Here is an 18,317-nt window from a genome sequence, read left to right on the forward strand (position 1 = left end):
AAGGCGAGGTCAGGCGAGTGCTGGCGCGGCCTTCTGGTCGAAGCCCTTTGAACTGTCGATCAACGCGAACAACAGCGCCGCGATCAGCACCATCGCTGCCACACCCTGCACCGGCACCGCATAGCTGCCAGTCCCGGCGATGATGTAGCCGATGATCACCGTGCAGATGAATCCGCCAAGATTGCCCGCCGTGTTCATGAACCCGGTCGCGACGCCGCCGTGGCGCCCGCCGATCGACATGCACATCGCCCAGGCGGCGGGCAGCATCAGGTCCATCACCGCGAACGCTGCGCCCGCCAGCACGACGATCGCCAGCTTGCCGGTCGCCACGCTCATTGCGAAGATCAGCGCTGCCGTGACCGTCAGGCAGATGCTGGTGATCAGCCGATAGGCGGTTTTGAACCCGATCCGTGCGCCCAGCCGGTCGCACAGCACGCCGCCGATCAGATTGCTGACGATGCCGAGCAGGAACGGGATCGAGCCGTACAGCCCCATCTCCGCCACGGTGAATCCCGCACCCTTGACCAGCCAGGTCGGGAACCAGCCGAAGAAGAACCAGCTGCCGAACGCGTAGAAGCAATAGGCAAGGCTGATCAGCCACAGCTGCGGCAGGCTGAGCAGCTTCTTCCACGGCGTACCGCTATGCCCGCCGCCCTCGTCGCTGCCGATCTCCGCCACTTCCTCAGGCGTGATGCCGGGCTGGTCCGCGGGGCGGTCATGATACCAGCGCCACCACAGCACCGCCCAGACCATGCCGATCACGCCCAGGATCGCGAAGACGGCCTGCCAGCCGAGATAAACGTTCATCGGCACCAGCAGCAGCGGCGCGAGCGCGCCGCCGAGCCGGCTCGCCGACCAGATCACCCCCTGCCCCCGCGCTCGCTCGTGCTTCGGCAGCCAGCGGTAGAGCACGCCCGACATATTCGGATAGGCGCCCGCCGCGCCGAGCCCGAACAGGAAGCGCGCGGTCGCGAGCTGCCAGAAGTTGCGGCACAGCGCGGTGATCGCGGTGAAGAACGACCACCAGATGGTGATGCGCGTCAGCTCCTTGCGGTAGCCATGCTTGTCACCCATCGCGCCGGAAGGAATCTCGAACACCGCATAGGCGATGACATAGGCGCTCAGCACCCAGCCCCATTGCTGCGGCGTGATCGCAAGGTCCTTCTGGATCGTCGGCCCGGTGACCGCGATCGCCATCCGGTCGATGAAGGTGATGACGGAAAGCCCCGCCAAAAAGCCGAGAACGACATGGCGCTTCTTCATTGCCCCAACCCCTTCAGCACTTCGGCCGCGCGCAACATGCCGAGTTCGGGGCTGGACAGCACCGGCGCCTTGACCGCGCCCTCGGGCAGCGCCGCGACGACGCGCGCCATCGATGCTTGCGCCAGCACGATCGCATCGACATTGGCCATCGCGCCGGTCAGCGCCTCGCCGACGATGCGGTCATGGGTCGCGCCGTCGCCGGCCATCACCGCTTCGAACGCGCCTTCGCAAAGGTGCGGCGTCAGTTCGATCGCCTTGCCCTGCTCGGCGGCGACGCGGCGGACGAGGTCGGCGGTGGGATCGAGCGTGGTCGAGAGCGTCGCGACCACGCCGATCCGCGTCGCGCTCGCCACTGCCTGTTCGGCCATCGCGCGGTCGACGCGCAGCACGGGCTGGTCGTACAGTTCCGCCGCCATCTCGACCGCGCGCCCGATCGACGAGCATGTCACCATCGCCACGTCGCACCCGGCATCGAAGGTCGATCCGACCAGCCGGATCACCTGCCGCATCGTCGCTTTCTGCAGATGTCCGGCGGCGATCGTGTTCTTGATCGTGCTTTCATCGACGAAGTGGAGGATGCGGACGTCGGGCATCACCCGTGCCGCGATCTCGTTGAACACCGCCGCCAGCATCGGCGAATTATGGACCAGTCCCAGCGTCGGCATGGCGTTCCCTCTCCGTTATCTCATGAATTCGTAGGTGCCCGCGCCGATTTCGAAGCGCAGCACGCCGCTCTTTTCGCCTGAATCTTCAGGGACGCCCCGCCAGTTTCCTGCGGGCAGCTCGACCTCGGCAATGGCGTTGGCAGGCACGGTCAGCTTGAGCCGGTTTAGGCCGTTCGCGTCGCCGCCGGTCTCGGTCGCAATGGTGCCGACCAGCGACTCGTAGCTCGCCGATACGCGCCCGACTTGCGGCAGCCACACCGGCCGCACCGCGATACGGCGAAAGCCGGGCGCGGCTGGCGCGATCCCGGCGAGGCGGCGCCAGAAGAAGCCGACCACCGCGCCGAACGCATAGTGATTGTAGCTGTTCATGCTGAGATCGCCGGTGTCGCCGTTCCACCGCTCCCACATCGTCGTCGCGCCCTGCTCGGGCATATAGCCCCAGCTCGGATAGCCGGTCTGGAGCATCAGCCCCGACACCTCGTCCCACAGCCCGGCATCGGCCAGCACGTCGAGCAGATAGGGCGTGCCGAGGAAGCCCGTCGACAGCTTCATGCCACGCCCGCGGGTCTCGTCGGCGAGGACCTGCGCGGCGGCGGCGCGGCGGTCGTCGGGAACGAGACCAAAAGCGAGCGAGAGCACCTGGCTCGTCTGGCTGCCATTGCCGCAAATGCCACTTTCGGACACGAACTCAGCCGCATAGGCCTCACCGATCGCCGCGCGTAACATGCGCCAGCACGCGGCGTCGCGCCCTGTCGCCTCCGCCATCTCGGCCATCAACTGCGCGCTCCACGCCCAATAAGCGGTCGCGCACAGGACGCGCGGCGTGGTCTCGTCGTCGGGCTTGATGGCATCGACCGAGAGCCAGTCGCCCAGGTCCAGGCCGCGGTCCTCGCGCCAGATATGGTCGGGATTGGACCGTGCGACAAAGGCCATCCATGCCTCCATCGCGGCCCAGTTCTCATCGATCACCGCGGTATCGCCATAGCGCTGCCACAGCTGCCAGGGGAGGATGATCCCGGCCTCGCTCCACCCCGCCGTCACCACATCCGGGAACGACAAGGGCTGCGGCACGACAATCGGATAAGCACCGTCGTCACGCTGCGCGGCGCGGGCTTCCAGCAGGAAGCGGCGAATGAACGGATCGACCGCCATGTTGAACGCGGCGGCGTCGAGGAAGACCTGAATGTCGCCCATCCAGCCCATGCGCTCGTCGCGCTGCGGGCAATCTGTGGGCACCGCGAAGAAGTTCGAGCGCTGCGCCCACAAGGCATTGTTCGCGATCTGCTGGAGCAGCGGCGAATCCGGAAAGGACAGCGCACCGGTTTCAGCGCAGGCACTGTGCACGACCACGCCGACGACATCGTCGATCGAGACCGCGGAGAAGGTCCCCTCCACTTCGACGTAGCGAAATCCGTGATAGGTGAAGCGAGGCTCGAACACCTCGTCTTCGCCGGTTCCGGCAAGAATGAAAGTGTCGGTCGCGCGGGCAAGGCGGAGGTTGGCCTGATCGACCGTGCCGTCGGGATTGAGCAGCTCGGCGAATTTGAGGCGGATCGTCGTACCGGCGGGACCACGGGCGCGGAGCCTGACCCAGCCGGAGAAATTCTGGCCGAAATCGAGAACATGGCGGCCCGGTTTGGGCTCGCTGATCGACCGGGGTTCGAGGACGCCCATGCGTTCGAGCGCGGGCGAGGTCTGGGCAATCAGTCGCGTGTTCGGGGCGACGCCGAGCGTGACGGCGCTCCATCCGCTGTCGTCGAAGCCGGGCGCATCCCAGCCGGACTGCACCATCCGCGCGTCGAACGTCTCGCCGTCATAGATCTCCGACTTGAGGATCGGCGAGGTCGCGATCTTCCAGTCGGGACCGGTGGTCACCCAGTCCTGCGTCCCGTCGGCGTAGTCCACCCGCAGCATCGCGCGAAAACGGCGCGGCGCAGGACCGAAGCCATAGCGCTCGATCCGCCACCCAAATGGCGAAGCGTAAAAACCGTCAGCGACCGTCGCGCCCAGGACGTTCCCGCCCTGCGCGATCAGCGCGGTGACGTCGTAGCTCTGGTAGAGGATATGACTCCGGGCGACGGTGATCTCCGGCGCGAGGATCGCGTCGGACACCGGCTGCCCGTTGATGCTCGCATCATAGGCGCCGAGCGCGGTGGCGTAGAGCCGCGCGGCGGCGACGGGCTTGGTCACCTCGAAGCCGGTGCGCAGCAGCATCGCGGGCTCGCTCGGGCGGGGATCGCCCTGCGCCCAGCTGGTGCTCGCGACGACCGGCGCCCAGCCGCCCGCATCGAAACCGGTGTCAGTCCAGCCCGAAGGCGGATCGGCGAGCACGCGGAACGCCTTGCCCACGATCCGCTCGACGCTGCCGTCCGCGCGATGCAGCCGGATCAACGCGGCGAAGGCACCGCCATCGACCGGGAAGAAGCCCGTCGTATCCGCCTCGACCAGCGCGCAGACGCTGTTGCGCCCGGGCGTCACCTCGCCGTCATAAGCGCCGAGCGTCCCCCAGAAGGGCAGATAGGTGTCCCAGTCGAAATGCCAGTCGAGCGGCGATTTGGCGCCGTTCACCCACACACCGCGCAGATGGTCCTTGCCCGCGATCAGCACCTCGGCGCGGACGAGATCGGCCGGCGCGTCGAAATCGAGCCGAAAGGCGTGCGGGCGCGCGTCGAGCGAGGTCTCGCCCCACACCCAATTCACCCCAGCGGCGCGATCGGCGGCGGCGAACGCGTCCTCGGCCTCGATCCACTCGCCGCGCCAGTCGTCCGGCGAGAGCAGCCCCGCTTCGAACCATGACGCGCCGGAACGGGCGGTGCCGTCGTCACTGGTGACTTCGACACTCCACCAGACCCGCTGCATCGAAGCGAGCGCGGGGCCGCCATAGGCGATGTCGAATGTCGCATCGCCGGCAACGGTGCCGCTGTCCCACAGCAAATCGTCTTCGCCGAGCGCGGTTTCGCCGACGGCGGCGCGGATGCGACAGGCAAGCTGCTTCGCCGCCCCCTCGATCCGCCACGACAGCCGCGGATGCCGCACCTCGGTGCCGAGCAGGTCAACCGTATATTCGGCGCGAAGATCAACGACACGCACGGCTACAGCTCCATCCCCAACCGGTAGATTCGATTGGCATTGCCGCCGAACAGCGCGGCGCGTTCTTCGCCCGAAAAGTCCGCGGTGATCGCGTCATAGGCGTCGAAATGCTGGTCGAAGCTGCCGAACAATTTGTCGGTCGGGAAGTTGCTCGCGAACATCGAGCGATCGGTGCCGAACAGGTCGATCGTTTCCAGTACATAGGCCCGCGCCTGCTCCAGCGCCCAGGGCCGCCAGGTAAAGCCCATGCCCGAGATCTTCACCGCGACATTGGGCAGCCCGGCGAACGCCGCCATGCCGCGGCGCCATGTCTCCCACCCGTCCATATCGCCCGGGATCGCCATGCCGGTGTGGTTGAGAATCACCTGAGTCTCGGGATGCTTGGCGATCAGCGCCGCGAGATGCGCGAACTGGCCGGGATAAGCTTGCAGGTCGAAGCTCAGGCCAAACTTCTTGAGCAGCCCGAAACCGCGCATCCACGCACTCGTCGTCGTCACATCGGCCGGCGAATAGCTGCGCGCGGGATCGGGGTGCCAGTTGATGATGTGGCGGATGCCGCGGACATTGGCATGCTCGACATGCGCGGCGAGGAGGTTCTCGACCTGCGGATCATCGAGCGCGGCAAAGGCGACGATGCCGCTCGGCAGGCCCCGCTGATCCGCCATGGCCTGCAGCCACTCCGTCTCCTTGAGCGCATCCGCCGGATCCGCCCCCGCATCGATATGCACGATCCCGCGCACATCCCATTTGCCCGCATCGGCGAGATAGGCGTCGAGCGGATAGTCGACCGCGATCGGCTCGACGCTGCCATTGGGATTGTCGCTGTCGAACGGCCCCGTCAGCCAGGGGTAGCGGATGTGCGCGAGGTCCCACAGGTGGACGTGCGGATCGACCAGAGGCGGACGGGTTGCCATATCAGAAGGTGGTCCGGCCGCCCGACGTGTCGAAGGTCGAGGCGGTGGTGAAGCTGCATTCCTCGCTCGCCATGAAGCACACCATCGCGGCGCTTTCATGGACTTCGCCAAGGCGGCCCATCGGAATTTTCGAGCGCATATAATCGACCTGGCTCTGCGGCAGCTGATCGAGGATCGGGCTCTCGAACGTCGCCGGTGTCAGCGTGTTGGCGATGACGCCCTTGCCTGCCAGCTCCTTGCCGAGCGACTTGGTGAGGCCGATCACCGCCGCCTTCGACGCGGAGTATGCGCTGGCGTTGGGGTTGCCTTCCTTGCCCGCGACCGAGGCGATGTTGACGATCCGGCCATAGCCCTGTTCCAGCATCAGCGGCACGATCGCGCGGTTGCAATAGAACAGGCCGTTGACGTTGATGTCGAACACACGCAGCCAGCTGTCGATCGGGAATTCGTGCACCGGCACGGTGGCGCCGGTGATGCCCGCCGAGCAGACCAGAATGTCGACCTTGCCGAGCGCGGCGGCACTGGCCTTGGCAGCTGCCTCGACTGCCGCGAGGTCGGACACGTCGAGTGCCTGAACATCGCTCGCGCCGACCTCGGCCTTCGCCGCAGCCAGCGTTTCAGGGTTGAGATCCCACAAAGCGACGCTGCCGCCCTCGGCGACGATGCGCGCGGCGACCGCCTTGCCGAGGCCCGACGCGCCGCCGGTGATCACGGCGGTGCGGCCCGCGAACCGGCCTGCCCAGGAACTGACGGCGCCGCTCACTTGGCCGCATCCCATGCGACGAAGTCCTGGCGCTGTTGCCCGAGCTTCTCGATGCCGAGTTCGACCACGTCGCCGGCTTTCAGATACCAGGGCTCGGGCTTTTGGCCGAGGCCGACGCCCGGCGGGGTGCCGGTGGTGATCACGTCCCCCGGCAGCAGCGTCATGATCTGCGAGCAATAGGCGACGATCTGCGGCACGTTGAAGATCATCGTCGCGGTCGAGCCATTCTGTACCTTCTTGCCGTTGACGCTGAGCCACATCGACAGGTTGTGGACGTCGCCGACCTCGTCCTTCGTCACCAGCCAGGGGCCGATCGGGCCAAAGGTCGGGAACCCCTTGCCCTTGTCCCAGGTCATGCCGCGCTCGGTCTGCCACTCGCGTTCGGACACGTCGTTGATCACGCAATAGCCGGCGACATGATCGAGCGCCTGGTCTTCGGTGATGTTGTGCGCGGCGGTGCCGATCACGATACCGAGCTCGACCTCCCAGTCGGTCTTCCTGCTGCCCTTGGGGATGGTGACCGGGTCGTTCGGCCCCTGGATGCAGCTCACCCATTTGTTGAACACCACCGGCTCCTCGGGGATCGGCAGGTTCGATTCGGCGGCATGGTCGGCATAGTTGAGGCCGATCGCCACGAACTGCCGCGTGCCGGCGACGCACGGGCCATAGCGCACCTCGCCCTCGACCAGCTTGAGCGTCGCCGGATCGACCCCGGTGAGGTTGGCGAGCGTCTCGGGCGAGAGCGTCTTGCCGTCGATGTCGGCGACATAGTTGGAGAGGTCGCGGATGCGGCCATCGGCGTCGATCAGGCCGGGCTTCTCGGCACCCGGGGCGCCATAGCGGCAGAGCTTCATGGGTTCAGTCCTTTGGGTTCAATCGTTGGGATAGGGGCGGTGGAGCGCGATCTCGCGGTTGAGCTCGACCCCGAAGCCGGGCTTGTCGAGCTCGCTCGCGCGGATCTTGCCGTTGACGGGCACCGGCTCGCCGAGCAGCTGGGGCGCGAACATCGGTACCACTTCGGTGGGTCCCGGGTGCATCATCAGGAACTCGGCGAAGGGCGAGTTGTGGCGCGTGATCACGAAGTGATAGCTGTAGACGCTGCTGCCGTGCGGGACCATCATCACGCCGCGGCTGTCGGCATAGTTGGCGATCTTGATCAGCTCGGTCACGCCGCCGCACCAGCCGACATCGGGCTGGATAATGTCGCAGCAGTCCATGTCCATCAGCATGCGAAAGCCCCAGCGCGTCGCCTCATGCTCGCCAGTGGTGACCAGCAGCCCTTTGGGCGCGTTCTTCTTGAGCGCGGCATAGCCCCAATAATCGTCGGGGCTGAGCGCCTCCTCGATCCATTTGAGGCCGCATTCATTGTACGCGCGATGCGCGAGGCGGGTGGCGTAATCGAGGTCGAGGCTCATCCAGCAATCGAGCATCAGCCAGAAATCGTCGCCGCACCTGGCGCGCATGTCGGCGAGTTGCTCGATATTCTTCTGCAAGCCCTCCAGCCCCTCGGCCGGGCCGTGATGCAGCGGCAGCTTGCCGCCGATAAACCCCATCTCCTTCGCCAGATCGGGCCGCGCGCCGGTGGCATAGAATTGCAGCTCGTCGCGCACCGCGCCGCCGAGCATGTGATAGACCGGCTCGCCGCGCAGCTTGCCGAGCAGATCCCAGATCGCCAGATCGACGCCCGAGATGGCGTTCACCACCAGGCCCTTGCGGCCATAATATTGCGACGAGAAGTACATCTGGTCCCAGATCTTCTCATACTCCGCCGGGCTGCGGCCGATCAGGAAGCGCGACAAATGCTTCTCGACGATGAAACACGCCGGCTCGCCGCCAGTGGTCACCGCAAAGCCGATCGTGCCGTCCTCGGCCTCAAGCTCGACCACCAAAGTGCCGAGCACATTGATGCCGAAGCTCTGCCGCGACTGCCGATACTCCGGATAGCGCGACATCGGCGTCGCGATATGATCGTCGATCCAGTGGCCTTCGCCCTGATCGTGATAGTCCGCACCGCCACCGCGCACCGTGTACGCCCGGACATGCTTGATCTTGGGAAGACCCGTGAAGGATTCCTTGGTCATTTGTCGGTTCCATCGAGGACGAGGACCCAGTCGTTGCCGGCCTTGGTTTCGCCGGGCGGGTCGAAGCGGCGCTCGCCGCGGTTGGCGAACGTCGCGATCGGCGTGAACGCGCCGTCGCGCGGCGAGTACCAGCTCGCCTTGACCTGACGGCCGGCGATCGCGCCGAGCTTCATCGTGAACGGGGCGCCGGTATAGCTGTAGGCGAAGGCGTAGGACTTGCCGCGGCTGGCGGCGACGCGGTCGTAGCGGGTGCCGTTGTCGCGGATCAGGCTCTGGTCCGGCACGCGTTCGAGCATCGGACGCGATTCGATCAGAGTGCGCAGATGGCGCATCTGGGTTGCGCCGGGCGCTTCGATCGCGGGTCGCCAGTGCAGATTGGGTTCGAAATTGGCGTCCTTCGATCCGGCCGCGAAGAACTGCATGATATGGTTCTCGCCATAGCTGTGGCCAAAGGCGCCGGCCATCACTGCCCACCAGCCGTAGCGGCGGACATCGGCGGCCTGCCAGCGCGGCTGGTTCTGCTCGTGCAGGCCGTGCGGGATGTTCTCGTAGCTCGGCTCGCCGTCGATCGTCGGCTTGGGCGGGGTGCGCGCGAGATCCTGTGCGACATAGCGCCAATTATCCTCGGCGATCGCATTGGGGCCTTCCTGCGCATAGCTGCGGTGGCCCGACTGGAACATGTTGAAGTCGAGCCAGGGCGCCTCGTGCCACTGCCACGAGGAAGCGGTGCGGCCGATCGGGTGGAAGGTCATCAGCTGCCTTGGCGCGATCTTCTTGATCGTCGTGCCGAGCGCGTCCCACACCGCGCTGCGCATCTCGCTGCGGGTGTCGCCGCCGTTGAGCCAGACAATGTTGGGCGCCTTGCCATAGCGTTCCGCCATGAAGCGGGCATAGGTCGCGACATTCTTCTCGTTGAGCTGGCGCTCCATCGCCAGATCGCCCCAGGCGGGGACCATCGCGACATAGATGCCGTGCGCGGCGGCGCGCTCGACCACCCAGTCGAGATGGTCCCAATAGTCATACTCGCCGGCCTTGGCCGGGTCATTTCCGGGCGTCGTGCGCGGGCGGCCGGGATCGCCCTCGACCAAAGCGGGGGCGTCGTAGCGGTTCGTCATCTTGTTGGTGTGGAGGACCATCACCTGGATGACGTTGAAGCCCTGCCGCTGGCGCGTCGCGAGGTAGAAGTCGGTTTCTTCGCGGTTCAGGCGGCTGAGCAGCAGCCAGGCGGTATCGCCCATCCAGAAGAACGGCTTGCCCCCGGCCTCGAGATAGCGGTGGTTGGCCGAAACGGTGAGCGGCGGAGTCTGCGCCGATGCCGCGACGGGTGTCAGCGCCAGGGTGACGGCGAGCATGAGCTTGCGCGCGTTCATACGATTCCACTCCCGAAATGCTGCCGGAATCTCATGCCGACGAACGGGCGATATTCTAAATATGATCATACTATTTGGCAAGCGCTAGCGCGGCCGGCCGCGGCCCGCCCGTCGCCCAGTCGAGCAGTTCGATCGTATGGACGACCGGCGTACCCGAATAGCGGGCGATCTGCATCGCGCAGCCGACATTGCCAGTGGCGATGACATCGGCGCCGAGCTGGGCGATGTTCGCCGCTTTCCGCGCGCCGAGTTGCCCCGCGATCTCGGGCTGGAGGATATTGTAAGTGCCCGCCGAACCGCAGCAAAGATGCGCCTCGACCGGCGTTCGGACGGCGAAACCCGCCGCAGCCAGCAGCCGCTTAGGCGCTTCGGTGACTTTCTGGCCGTGCTGGAGCGAGCAGGCGGCATGATAGGCGACGGTAAGGCCGCGACCGTCGCCGCGCGGGAGATCGGCTTCGATCAGCAGTTCGGAAATGTCCTTCGCCAGCGCCGACACCCGCGCCGCCTTCTCGGCATAAGCGGGGTCGTTCCGCAGCATGAAGCCATAGTCCTTGACCATCGTGCCGCAGCCCGAGGCGGTGACGACGATCGCGGCGAGGCCCTGCCCTTCGATCTCCCGCATCCAGGCGTCGACGTTGCGGCGCGCGGCGGCGAGGCTGTCGGACTCGCGGCCCATATGATGGACCAGCGCGCCGCAGCAACCTTCGCCGGGAGCGAACACCACGTCATAGCCGGCGCGGTTGAGCAGGCGGATCGCGGCGGCGCGGTATTCGGGCTTGAGGACCGGTTCGGCGCAGCCTTGCAGCAGGGCAACGCGGCCTTTGGCGCCGGGGACGGCGGCGTTCGAGGGGGGCGTTGCGGCGGGGATTCGCCGGGGCGCCATCGCCAGCATCGCGGCAAGCGGCTTCACGCCCGCAAACAGCGGCGCGAACGGGCGGCCAAGCTTCGCCAGCGTCAGCGCGGCGCGGAAGCGGCCGGGATAGGGCAGCACGGCCGCCAGCAGCCGCCGCACCGCACGCTCATGCCACGGGCGGCGGTAATTCTCATGGATGTACGCCCGCGCATGATCGACGAGGTGCATGTAATTCACACCCGACGGGCAGGTCGTCATGCACGACAGGCAGGAGAGGCAGCGGTCGACATGCTTGACCGTCTCAGGCCCCGGCTCGCGCTGGTTCTCCAGCATGTCCTTGATCAGATAGAGGCGCCCGCGCGGGCTATCGAGCTCATCGCCGAGCAGCACATAGGTCGGGCAAGTCGCGGTGCAGAAACCGCAATGCACGCATTTGCGGATCACGCCTTCCGACGCGGCCATTGCGGGATCGGCGAGTTGTTCGGGCGAGAAGCGGGTCTGCATCTAGAAGCGCCCCGTTTCGAACACGCCATTGGGATCGAAGGCGCGGCGCACGCGGGCTTCGAGCGCGGCGAGCGCGGGTGGCTGTGGGTGCAGCGTGGGAACGGCCGCGCGCATCGCCGCATCGGCGCGGAAGATCATCGCGTGCCCGCCAGCAGCTTCAGCTGCGGTTCGGATCACAGCGGGATCGGCGTTGGTGGCGAGCCAGATCAGGCCACCCGCCCAATCGAACAGCCATGCCGCATGGGGTAGTGCCGATATCACGCCCGGCGCCTTGCCGGGCGCGACGATCAACCGCCACAGCGGGCGATCGAGCGGCAGCGGGGCAGCGTCGCGGACAGCAGTCCACAGCGCGTCGGCGTCCTCGGCCGGCTCGAACTCAGGCAGCATCGCCGCGCGCGCCGCGATCGACTCCGTGAAACCGTCGAGCCGGATCGCGGTGACCGCCCCGCCCTGCCAATCCGGCAGATGCGCTGCGGCGGTGACTTCGGCTGCGGTGCCGAGCGCATAAGCCATTGCCGCGACCGCCTGTGCCGCATCGAGACCTCGGCGGATCAGCGTCCGTCGCGTGCGCGGTGCGGGCAGTACCTTTAGCGTGACTTCGGTCAGCGCGGCGAGCCGGCCCCAGCTGCCCGCCATCAGCTTGGGCAGGTCGTAGCCAGTGACGTTCTTGACCACCTTCGCGCCCGCGACGAACTTCTCGCCGCGGCCCGAGACCGCCGTGAAGCCGAGCAGATGATCGCGCACGCCGCCACGCGAAAGGCGGGCCGGGCCGGCCACGCCTGCGGCAATGATGCCGCCGATCGTCGCCGCGCCTTCGCTGCCCAGCATCCGCGCGTGGTCGAAGGGATCGAAGGCGAGCATCTGGCCTTCGCCTGCCACCAGCGCCTCGATCTCGGCGAGTGGCGTTCCGGCACCGACCGTCAGCACCAGCTCGGGCGGGTCGTAGTCGATCACGCCGGCAAAGCTGCGCATGTCGACGACTTGAGCCTCGCATGGCGCGCCGACCGTGTCCTTGGTTCCGCCCCCGCGCAGGCGGAGCTTTTCGCCTGCCGCGATCACCTCGCACAAGTCACCGATGGAAGCAGGCCGCAGCATCAGAAGCGCGGCAAATCAGGAAATGGCACTTCGCCCCGATGGATGTGCATCCGGCCCAGTTCGGCACAACGGTGAAGCTCCGGAAAGACCTTGCCGGGGTTGAGCAGCAACTCGGGGTCGAACGCACATTTGACGCGCTGCTGCTGCGCCAGATCGGCCTCACTGAACATCACCGGCATCAGGTCGCGCTTCTCGACGCCGACGCCATGCTCGCCGGTCAGCACCCCGCCCACCTCGACGCACAGCCGCAGGATATCGGCGCCGAACGCCTCTGCCGCCTCGAGCTGGCCGGGCTGGTTGGCGTCGTACAGGATCAGCGGATGGAGGTTACCGTCGCCGGCGTGGAAGACGTTGATCACGCCGAGGCCATATTGCCCGGACAGCTCGTTCATACGGTTGAGCACGTGCGGAAGGCGGCGACGCGGAATGGTCCCGTCCATGCAGTAATAATCGGGCGAAAGGCGGCCCGCCGCCGGGAACGCCGCCTTGCGCCCGGCCCAAAAGGCGATGCGCTCGGCCTCGTCCACCGAGGCACGGACCGAGACGGCGCCATTGGCAAGGGCGATGCGCTCGACCTCGCCGGAGAGATGCCCGCATTCCGCGACGGGGCCGTCCAGCTCGACGATCAGCAACGCCTCGACGTCGAGCGGATAGCCGGCATGGACGAAATCCTCGGCGGCGTGGACGGCGGCGCGGTCCATCATCTCCATGCCCGCCGGGATGATGCCGGCAGCGATGACGTCGGCGACGCACTGGCCGGCGCTTTCGACGCTGGGGAAACCGATCAGCAGCGCCTGTGCGGTCTGCGGGCGCGGCAGGATTCGCACGGTGACTTCGGTGACCACGCCGAGCAGCCCTTCGGAGCCGACGATCACACCGAGCAAGTCGAGACCCGCGGGTTCGAGGCCGCGTCCGCCAAGCCGGATCACGTCGCCCTCCATCGTCACCAGTTCGACACCGAGGACGTTGTTGGTGGTGAGGCCATATTTGAGGCAGTGCACGCCGCCCGAATTTTCCGCGACATTGCCGCCGATCGTGCAGGCGATCTGGCTCGACGGATCGGGGGCATAGTAGAAACCCGCATCCTCGACCGCGCAGGTGATGGCGAGATTGGTGACGCCCGGCTGCACAACCGCGACGCGATCGGCATAGTCGATGTCGAGCACGCGGTTGAAGCGCGCCATGCCGAGCAGCACCCCATCGGCAAGCGGCAACGCACCGCCCGACAGCGACGTGCCTGCACCGCGCGGCACCACCTTCACGCGATTGCCGTGGCACCAACGCAGGATCGCGGCGACTTGCTCGACGGTTTCGGGCAGCACGCACACCATCGGCGGCTGGCGATAGGCGGTAAGGCCATCGCTCTCATAGGCGCGCAGCGATTCGATGTCGTCGATCACGCCCTCGCCCGGCACGATCGCCCGCAGCGCCGCGACGATCTCCGCCCGCTTTGCCAGCGTGGCGGGATCGGGTGCGGGCATGACGAGCGACATGGCGCTATTGCAGGTTCACGAAGGCGCCGCCGTCGACGAGCAGCGCGGCGCCGGTGACGTATGCAGCCATGTCGGAGGCGAGGAAGACGATCGGGCCGGCAAGGTCCTCGGATTCGCCCAGCCGCCCGAGCGGGATTCGCGCGGTCATGCGGTCGCGCTTGTCCTGATCGGCAAGGTCCTCCTTGTTGATCTCGGTCAGGATCGTGCCGGGCAGCACCGAATTGCAGCGAATGCCGTACTTGCCCAGCGCGATCGCAGCCGATTGCATCAGCGAATGCACGCCGGCCTTGGTCGGGGTGTAATGGGTCTGGAATTCACCGCCGACCAGCGCCGAGATCGACGAGACCGCGACGATCGCCCCGCCCTGCCCCTGGCGGACCATCTGGTTGGCTGCGGCCTGCACCATGTAATAGGCGCCATGCAGGTTGACGCGGAAGGTGCGGTCGACCGTCTCGACCGGCATGTCGAGAAAGGCGTGGAACGGGCAGATGCCGGCGTTGGAGACCATCACATCGACGCGGCCGAACGCCTCGACCGCCTTGTTGACGAAATCGGTGGCGCTCTCAGGCAACGCCACGTCACCCTTCACCGCGAGCCCGCGCTGGCCCAGCGCCTCGATCTCGGCGACGCACGACGCCGCCTTGTCGTCGGACGAGGCATAGTTGATCGCGACGTTCGCGCCATGCTGCGCCGCGCCGATCGCCGCTGCGCGGCCGATACCGGTCGAGCCGCCGGTGACCAGCACCGTCTTGCCTTCGAGAAGCTTCACTTGATTTCCTCTGCGAGAATGGAGCGGTCGATCGCGCCGATCGAGTTGACGCCGGTCAACGTCATCGCGACCCGCATTTCCCTGGCCATCAGGTCGAGCAGCTTGGTCACGCCCGCCTCGCCCTGCGCGGCGAGCGCGTAGAGCCACGCTCGCCCCAACAGCACGCCGTCCGCGCCGAGCGCGACCATTCGCACGACGTCGAGCCCGGTGCGGATGCCGCCATCGGCCAGCACGGTGAGCTTGTCACCCACCGCCTCGGCGATCGGTGGCAGCGCACGCGCGCTGGACAACACGCCGTCGAGCTGACGCCCGCCATGATTGGACACGACGATGCCGTTCGCGCCGATCGCGGCGGCCTCCCGCGCATCCTCGGGATCGAGAATGCCCTTGATGATCAGCGGGCGATCCCATTCGGACCGGATCCAGTCGAGATCCTTCCACACGATCGACGGATCGAAATTCTTGCCGAGCCAGCCCATATAGTCGTTGAGGCCGCTGTCCTTACCCAGCACCGGAAGCAGATTGCCGAGCGTGTGCGGGCGGCCGTGCACGCCGACATCCCACGCCCAGGCCGGCTTGCCCATCGCCTGAAGCACGCGGCGGATCGGGCCGCTGCGCCCGGACATGCCCGAATGCGCGTCGCGATAGCGCGCGCCCGGGATCGGCATGTCGACGGTGAACACCATCGCCTCGGCGCCGCATGCCTTGGCGCGCGCGATCAGGTCGCGCATGAAGCCGCGATCGCGGATCACATAGAGCTGGAACCAGAACGGATCGGCCGCCTTGGCGACATCCTCGATCGTGCAGATCGAGACGGTCGAGAGGCAGGTCGGAATGCCCGCCGCCTTGGCCGCGCGCGCCGCCTGCACCTCGCCGCGGCGCGCATACATGCCGCTGATGCCGACCGGACCGAGCGCGATGGGCAGCGCGACGTCGCGGCCGAAAAGGCTGGTGCTCAGGTCGACATTGGCGACGTCCTTGAGCACGCGCTGGCGCAGCGCGACCGACTGGAGATCGCTGACGTTGCGGGCGAGCGTCACCTCGTCATAGGCGCCGCCCGCGGCATAATCGAACAGGAAGCGCGGCAGGCGGCGCTTGGCCGCCGTCTGGAAATCATGCGACGAGGCGATGGTCATGCGGCGCCCTTTCCGGCGGCGGTCTCGTTCAGATATTCCTCCAAATTGCTGTAGCCGTCCCTGTCGCGGTCGGCTGCCCCGTCGGCGCGGGACGGATCGAGGTTGCGGGCGCGTTCCCAGGCATCGGGCATGCCGTCATTGTCGGTATCGGCGAGTGCGGCGCCGGACTTGAGCGCGGGCCAGCCACCGTCCTGCGCCTCATTATCGATGATGCGGCCCGTGCCCTCGCGCACGCCTTCGACGATCTTTAGGTCAACCGCATCCCGGACTTTCGACGCGCCGGCGCCTGCCAGCACGCGGTGATAGGCGCGGCGGGCAGGATCAGGGGTCACCGCGCCGACGTAGAGCGGGTCGGCGAGCCAATAGCCGGTGGGGATGTTGCCCTTGACCAGCGTCCGCTGATCGGCCGGAACCGCACCGTTCATGCTGTTGCCCGACCAATATGCGCGGGCGAGCTGGTTCTGCTCCTCGAACGCGAAATTGCCCTTGCTGTCGGGGCCGGCGAAATAGGCATTGTCGATGAAATTGTAGCGCGCGTGAGTCGAGACGTCGTAATTGTAACCGGCGCGGTCCTTGCCCCAATTATAGAAGACGTTGGAGCGGAACTCGAACACCGCGCCCTGATCGTCCTCGCTCGGCATCGAATAGTTGCCGGGGCGCGGCATGCGGTCGAGATGGTTGGCCCACAGATTATGGTGCCAGCTGATCTTCGCCCCGCGCGCAGCACGGACCAGGCTGCCAAAGCCATGCTCGCCCTTGTCGTGGTTCGACTTGCGCAGCGAATTGGCGATGATCGACCATTGCACGGTCAGGTCCCACACGCCGTCGCCGGGCTTGTCGTAATGCGCGGAGGCCGACAGCGTCTCGTCGATCGACCAGCTCGCCGAGACATGGTCGAGGATGATGCGGCGGCCCTTGGTAACGGTCAGCGCATCCTGCTGCGTGCCCGAGGCGGCCCCCAAACGCGCGCGGATGTAGCGCACCACGACATCGTCGGCGGCGATATCGAGCGAGCGGTCGCGGATCGTGATGCCGTCGCCCGGCGCGGTCTGGCCGGCGATGGTGAGGCGGCCGTTGGTCACCTTGATATCGGTCTTGAGGGCGATCGTGCCCGACACGTTGAAAATCACCGTGCGGGGCCGGTCGGCCTCGAGCGCGGCGCGCAGGCTGCCGGGGCCGGCATCGTCGAGGTTGGTCACGGCGATGACTCGCCCGCCGCGACCGCCCTCCGAATAGCGCCCCGCCCCCTCCGCACCGGGAAAGGCGAGCTGCTGCGCGGCGGCGGGTGCCGCGGCGCAGGTCAGCAGGAGGAGGGCGGAACGGATCATCAGAAGGAGGTGAACAGGGCTTCACGCGCAAGCCGTAGCGCGGTGACGGCATCCTGCCGGTCCTGCGCGTCCTGCATCGCTTCGAAGTCGAGCTTGTCGAGCGCGCGCTCGATACCCTTGAGGAAGCTGATCGCGCCATTGGCGACTTCGATGCTGTCCTCGCGGAACGGGAACTGGTCGAGCTGCCACACGCCCTCCCACTTGTTCTTGCGCAGCGTGTAGAAGAATTCGAACAGCTCGATCGGGTGGACCGATCCGGCCATCAGATCGTCGTCCCAGCCGCGGAAATTGTCGTTCACGTCCATGCCGAACAGCCGGCCATGATCGATCGCGAGCTGCGCCGAATCCGCCGGGCTTTCGCCGCCGTACAGCGCATGGCCGAAGTCGAGCAGGATGCCGACGTTCGGAAGCCCCATCCGCTCGATGCCGAGCAGCGTGCGCGACACGCTGTCGTAGGACATATGGCAGCGCGGCTCGCGCGGCTTATATTCGATCACGAATTTGAGGTCGGGATTCTGGCTGGCAAGTTCGCCGATTCCCTCGACGCTCATCTGCCACAGCTTCTTGTGATCGACCTGGAACGGATAGTCCCAGCCGTCCTGCCCGGGCCACAATTTTACATAGTCCGCGCCGAAATGGCGGACCACCTTGGCGGCATCGTTGCACATTTCGTTGGCGAGGCGGCGGACCCCTGCGTCGGGATTGGTGAAGGCGCCCTTGGCGAACTGACGCGTGTAGATTTCCGGCGTGATGCCGATCACCGAGAGGTTGTTGCGCTTGAGCGCTTCATCGACGCTCGCGAGCGACAGGCTGGGATCGACGAAGGGATAGTTGATGTCGACCACCGACAGGTCATCGACCTGGCCGGCAATGTCGATCATCTCGATTAGCGACCGCGCGGGGCCATAGCCGTCGGTCGCATAGCGATCGACGAAGGTCGCGAAATGCCAGATCCCGGCCCCATATTTCTGATTGCTCATTTCTGGTTGCTCA

General features: G+C 66.6%; 15 protein-coding genes. All 15 read right to left on the reverse strand.

Going from position 1 to position 18,317, the window contains the following annotated elements; genetic code table 11:
* Positions 1 to 9: 9 nt before the first annotated feature.
* Entirely contained in the window at positions 10 to 1,263 is a 1,254-nt protein-coding gene (locus M9978_RS03490; protein WP_254291469.1) for an MFS transporter, read from the reverse strand.
* Positions 1,260 to 1,928, reverse strand: a complete 669-nt coding sequence (locus tag M9978_RS03495; RefSeq protein WP_254291470.1) for an aspartate/glutamate racemase family protein — start codon at positions 1,926 to 1,928, stop codon at positions 1,260 to 1,262. Before M9978_RS03495 ends, M9978_RS03490 begins: the two co-directional genes overlap by 4 nt.
* Positions 1,929 to 1,943: 15 nt before the next feature.
* Complete coding sequence (locus M9978_RS03500) at positions 1,944 to 5,018, reverse strand: family 78 glycoside hydrolase catalytic domain (protein WP_254291471.1); 3,075 nt, start codon at positions 5,016 to 5,018, stop codon at positions 1,944 to 1,946.
* Between the two features lie 2 nt (positions 5,019 to 5,020).
* Positions 5,021 to 5,932 carry an amidohydrolase family protein gene (locus tag M9978_RS03505; protein WP_254291472.1) on the reverse strand — a complete coding sequence of 304 codons (912 nt, stop codon included), beginning with the start codon at positions 5,930 to 5,932 and terminating at the stop codon, positions 5,021 to 5,023.
* Position 5,933: 1 nt separating this feature from the next.
* Positions 5,934 to 6,695 carry an SDR family NAD(P)-dependent oxidoreductase gene (locus tag M9978_RS03510; RefSeq protein WP_254291473.1) on the reverse strand — a complete coding sequence of 254 codons (762 nt, stop codon included), beginning with the start codon at positions 6,693 to 6,695 and terminating at the stop codon, positions 5,934 to 5,936.
* Positions 6,692 to 7,549 (reverse strand): fumarylacetoacetate hydrolase family protein, encoded by an 858-nt coding sequence (locus M9978_RS03515; protein ID WP_254291474.1) that lies wholly within the window; start codon positions 7,547 to 7,549, stop codon positions 6,692 to 6,694. Before M9978_RS03515 ends, M9978_RS03510 begins: the two co-directional genes overlap by 4 nt.
* A gap of 18 nt (positions 7,550 to 7,567) precedes the next feature.
* Positions 7,568 to 8,776: an L-rhamnonate dehydratase gene (rhmD, locus tag M9978_RS03520; RefSeq protein ID WP_254291475.1), complete on the reverse strand. Its 1,209-nt coding sequence runs from the start codon at positions 8,774 to 8,776 to the stop codon at positions 7,568 to 7,570.
* On the reverse strand, positions 8,773 to 10,146 hold the full coding sequence (locus M9978_RS03525; RefSeq protein ID WP_254291476.1) for a glycoside hydrolase family 140 protein: 1,374 nt from the start codon (positions 10,144 to 10,146) through the stop codon (positions 8,773 to 8,775). The genes rhmD and M9978_RS03525 overlap by 4 nt, the downstream gene beginning before the upstream one ends.
* Before the next feature lie 70 nt (positions 10,147 to 10,216).
* Positions 10,217 to 11,503: a glycolate oxidase subunit GlcF gene (gene glcF / locus M9978_RS03530; protein ID WP_254291477.1), complete on the reverse strand. Its 1,287-nt coding sequence runs from the start codon at positions 11,501 to 11,503 to the stop codon at positions 10,217 to 10,219.
* Positions 11,504 to 12,598 (reverse strand): glycolate oxidase subunit GlcE, encoded by a 1,095-nt coding sequence (glcE, locus tag M9978_RS03535; protein WP_254291478.1) that lies wholly within the window; start codon positions 12,596 to 12,598, stop codon positions 11,504 to 11,506.
* On the reverse strand, positions 12,598 to 14,091 hold the full coding sequence (locus M9978_RS03540) for an FAD-linked oxidase C-terminal domain-containing protein (protein WP_254291479.1): 1,494 nt from the start codon (positions 14,089 to 14,091) through the stop codon (positions 12,598 to 12,600). Before M9978_RS03540 ends, glcE begins: the two co-directional genes overlap by 1 nt.
* 4 nt (positions 14,092 to 14,095) lie before the next feature.
* Positions 14,096 to 14,860, reverse strand: a complete 765-nt coding sequence (lra1, locus tag M9978_RS03545) for an L-rhamnose 1-dehydrogenase Lra1 (protein WP_254291480.1) — start codon at positions 14,858 to 14,860, stop codon at positions 14,096 to 14,098.
* Complete coding sequence (lldD, locus tag M9978_RS03550; protein ID WP_254291481.1) at positions 14,857 to 15,996, reverse strand: FMN-dependent L-lactate dehydrogenase LldD; 1,140 nt, start codon at positions 15,994 to 15,996, stop codon at positions 14,857 to 14,859. The genes lra1 and lldD overlap by 4 nt, the downstream gene beginning before the upstream one ends.
* Positions 15,993 to 17,324, reverse strand: coding sequence for a pectate lyase family protein (locus tag M9978_RS03555; protein ID WP_254291482.1), 1,332 nt, complete (start codon positions 17,322 to 17,324; stop codon positions 15,993 to 15,995). Before M9978_RS03555 ends, lldD begins: the two co-directional genes overlap by 4 nt.
* A complete protein-coding gene (locus M9978_RS03560; RefSeq protein WP_254291483.1) occupies positions 17,324 to 18,304 on the reverse strand; it encodes a sugar phosphate isomerase/epimerase family protein in 981 nt (326 codons plus the stop codon). Before M9978_RS03560 ends, M9978_RS03555 begins: the two co-directional genes overlap by 1 nt.
* Positions 18,305 to 18,317: the final 13 nt, after the last annotated feature.

This window comes from Sphingomonas tagetis (assembly GCF_024211275.1).
Lineage (GTDB): Bacteria > Pseudomonadota > Alphaproteobacteria > Sphingomonadales > Sphingomonadaceae > Sphingomonas > Sphingomonas tagetis.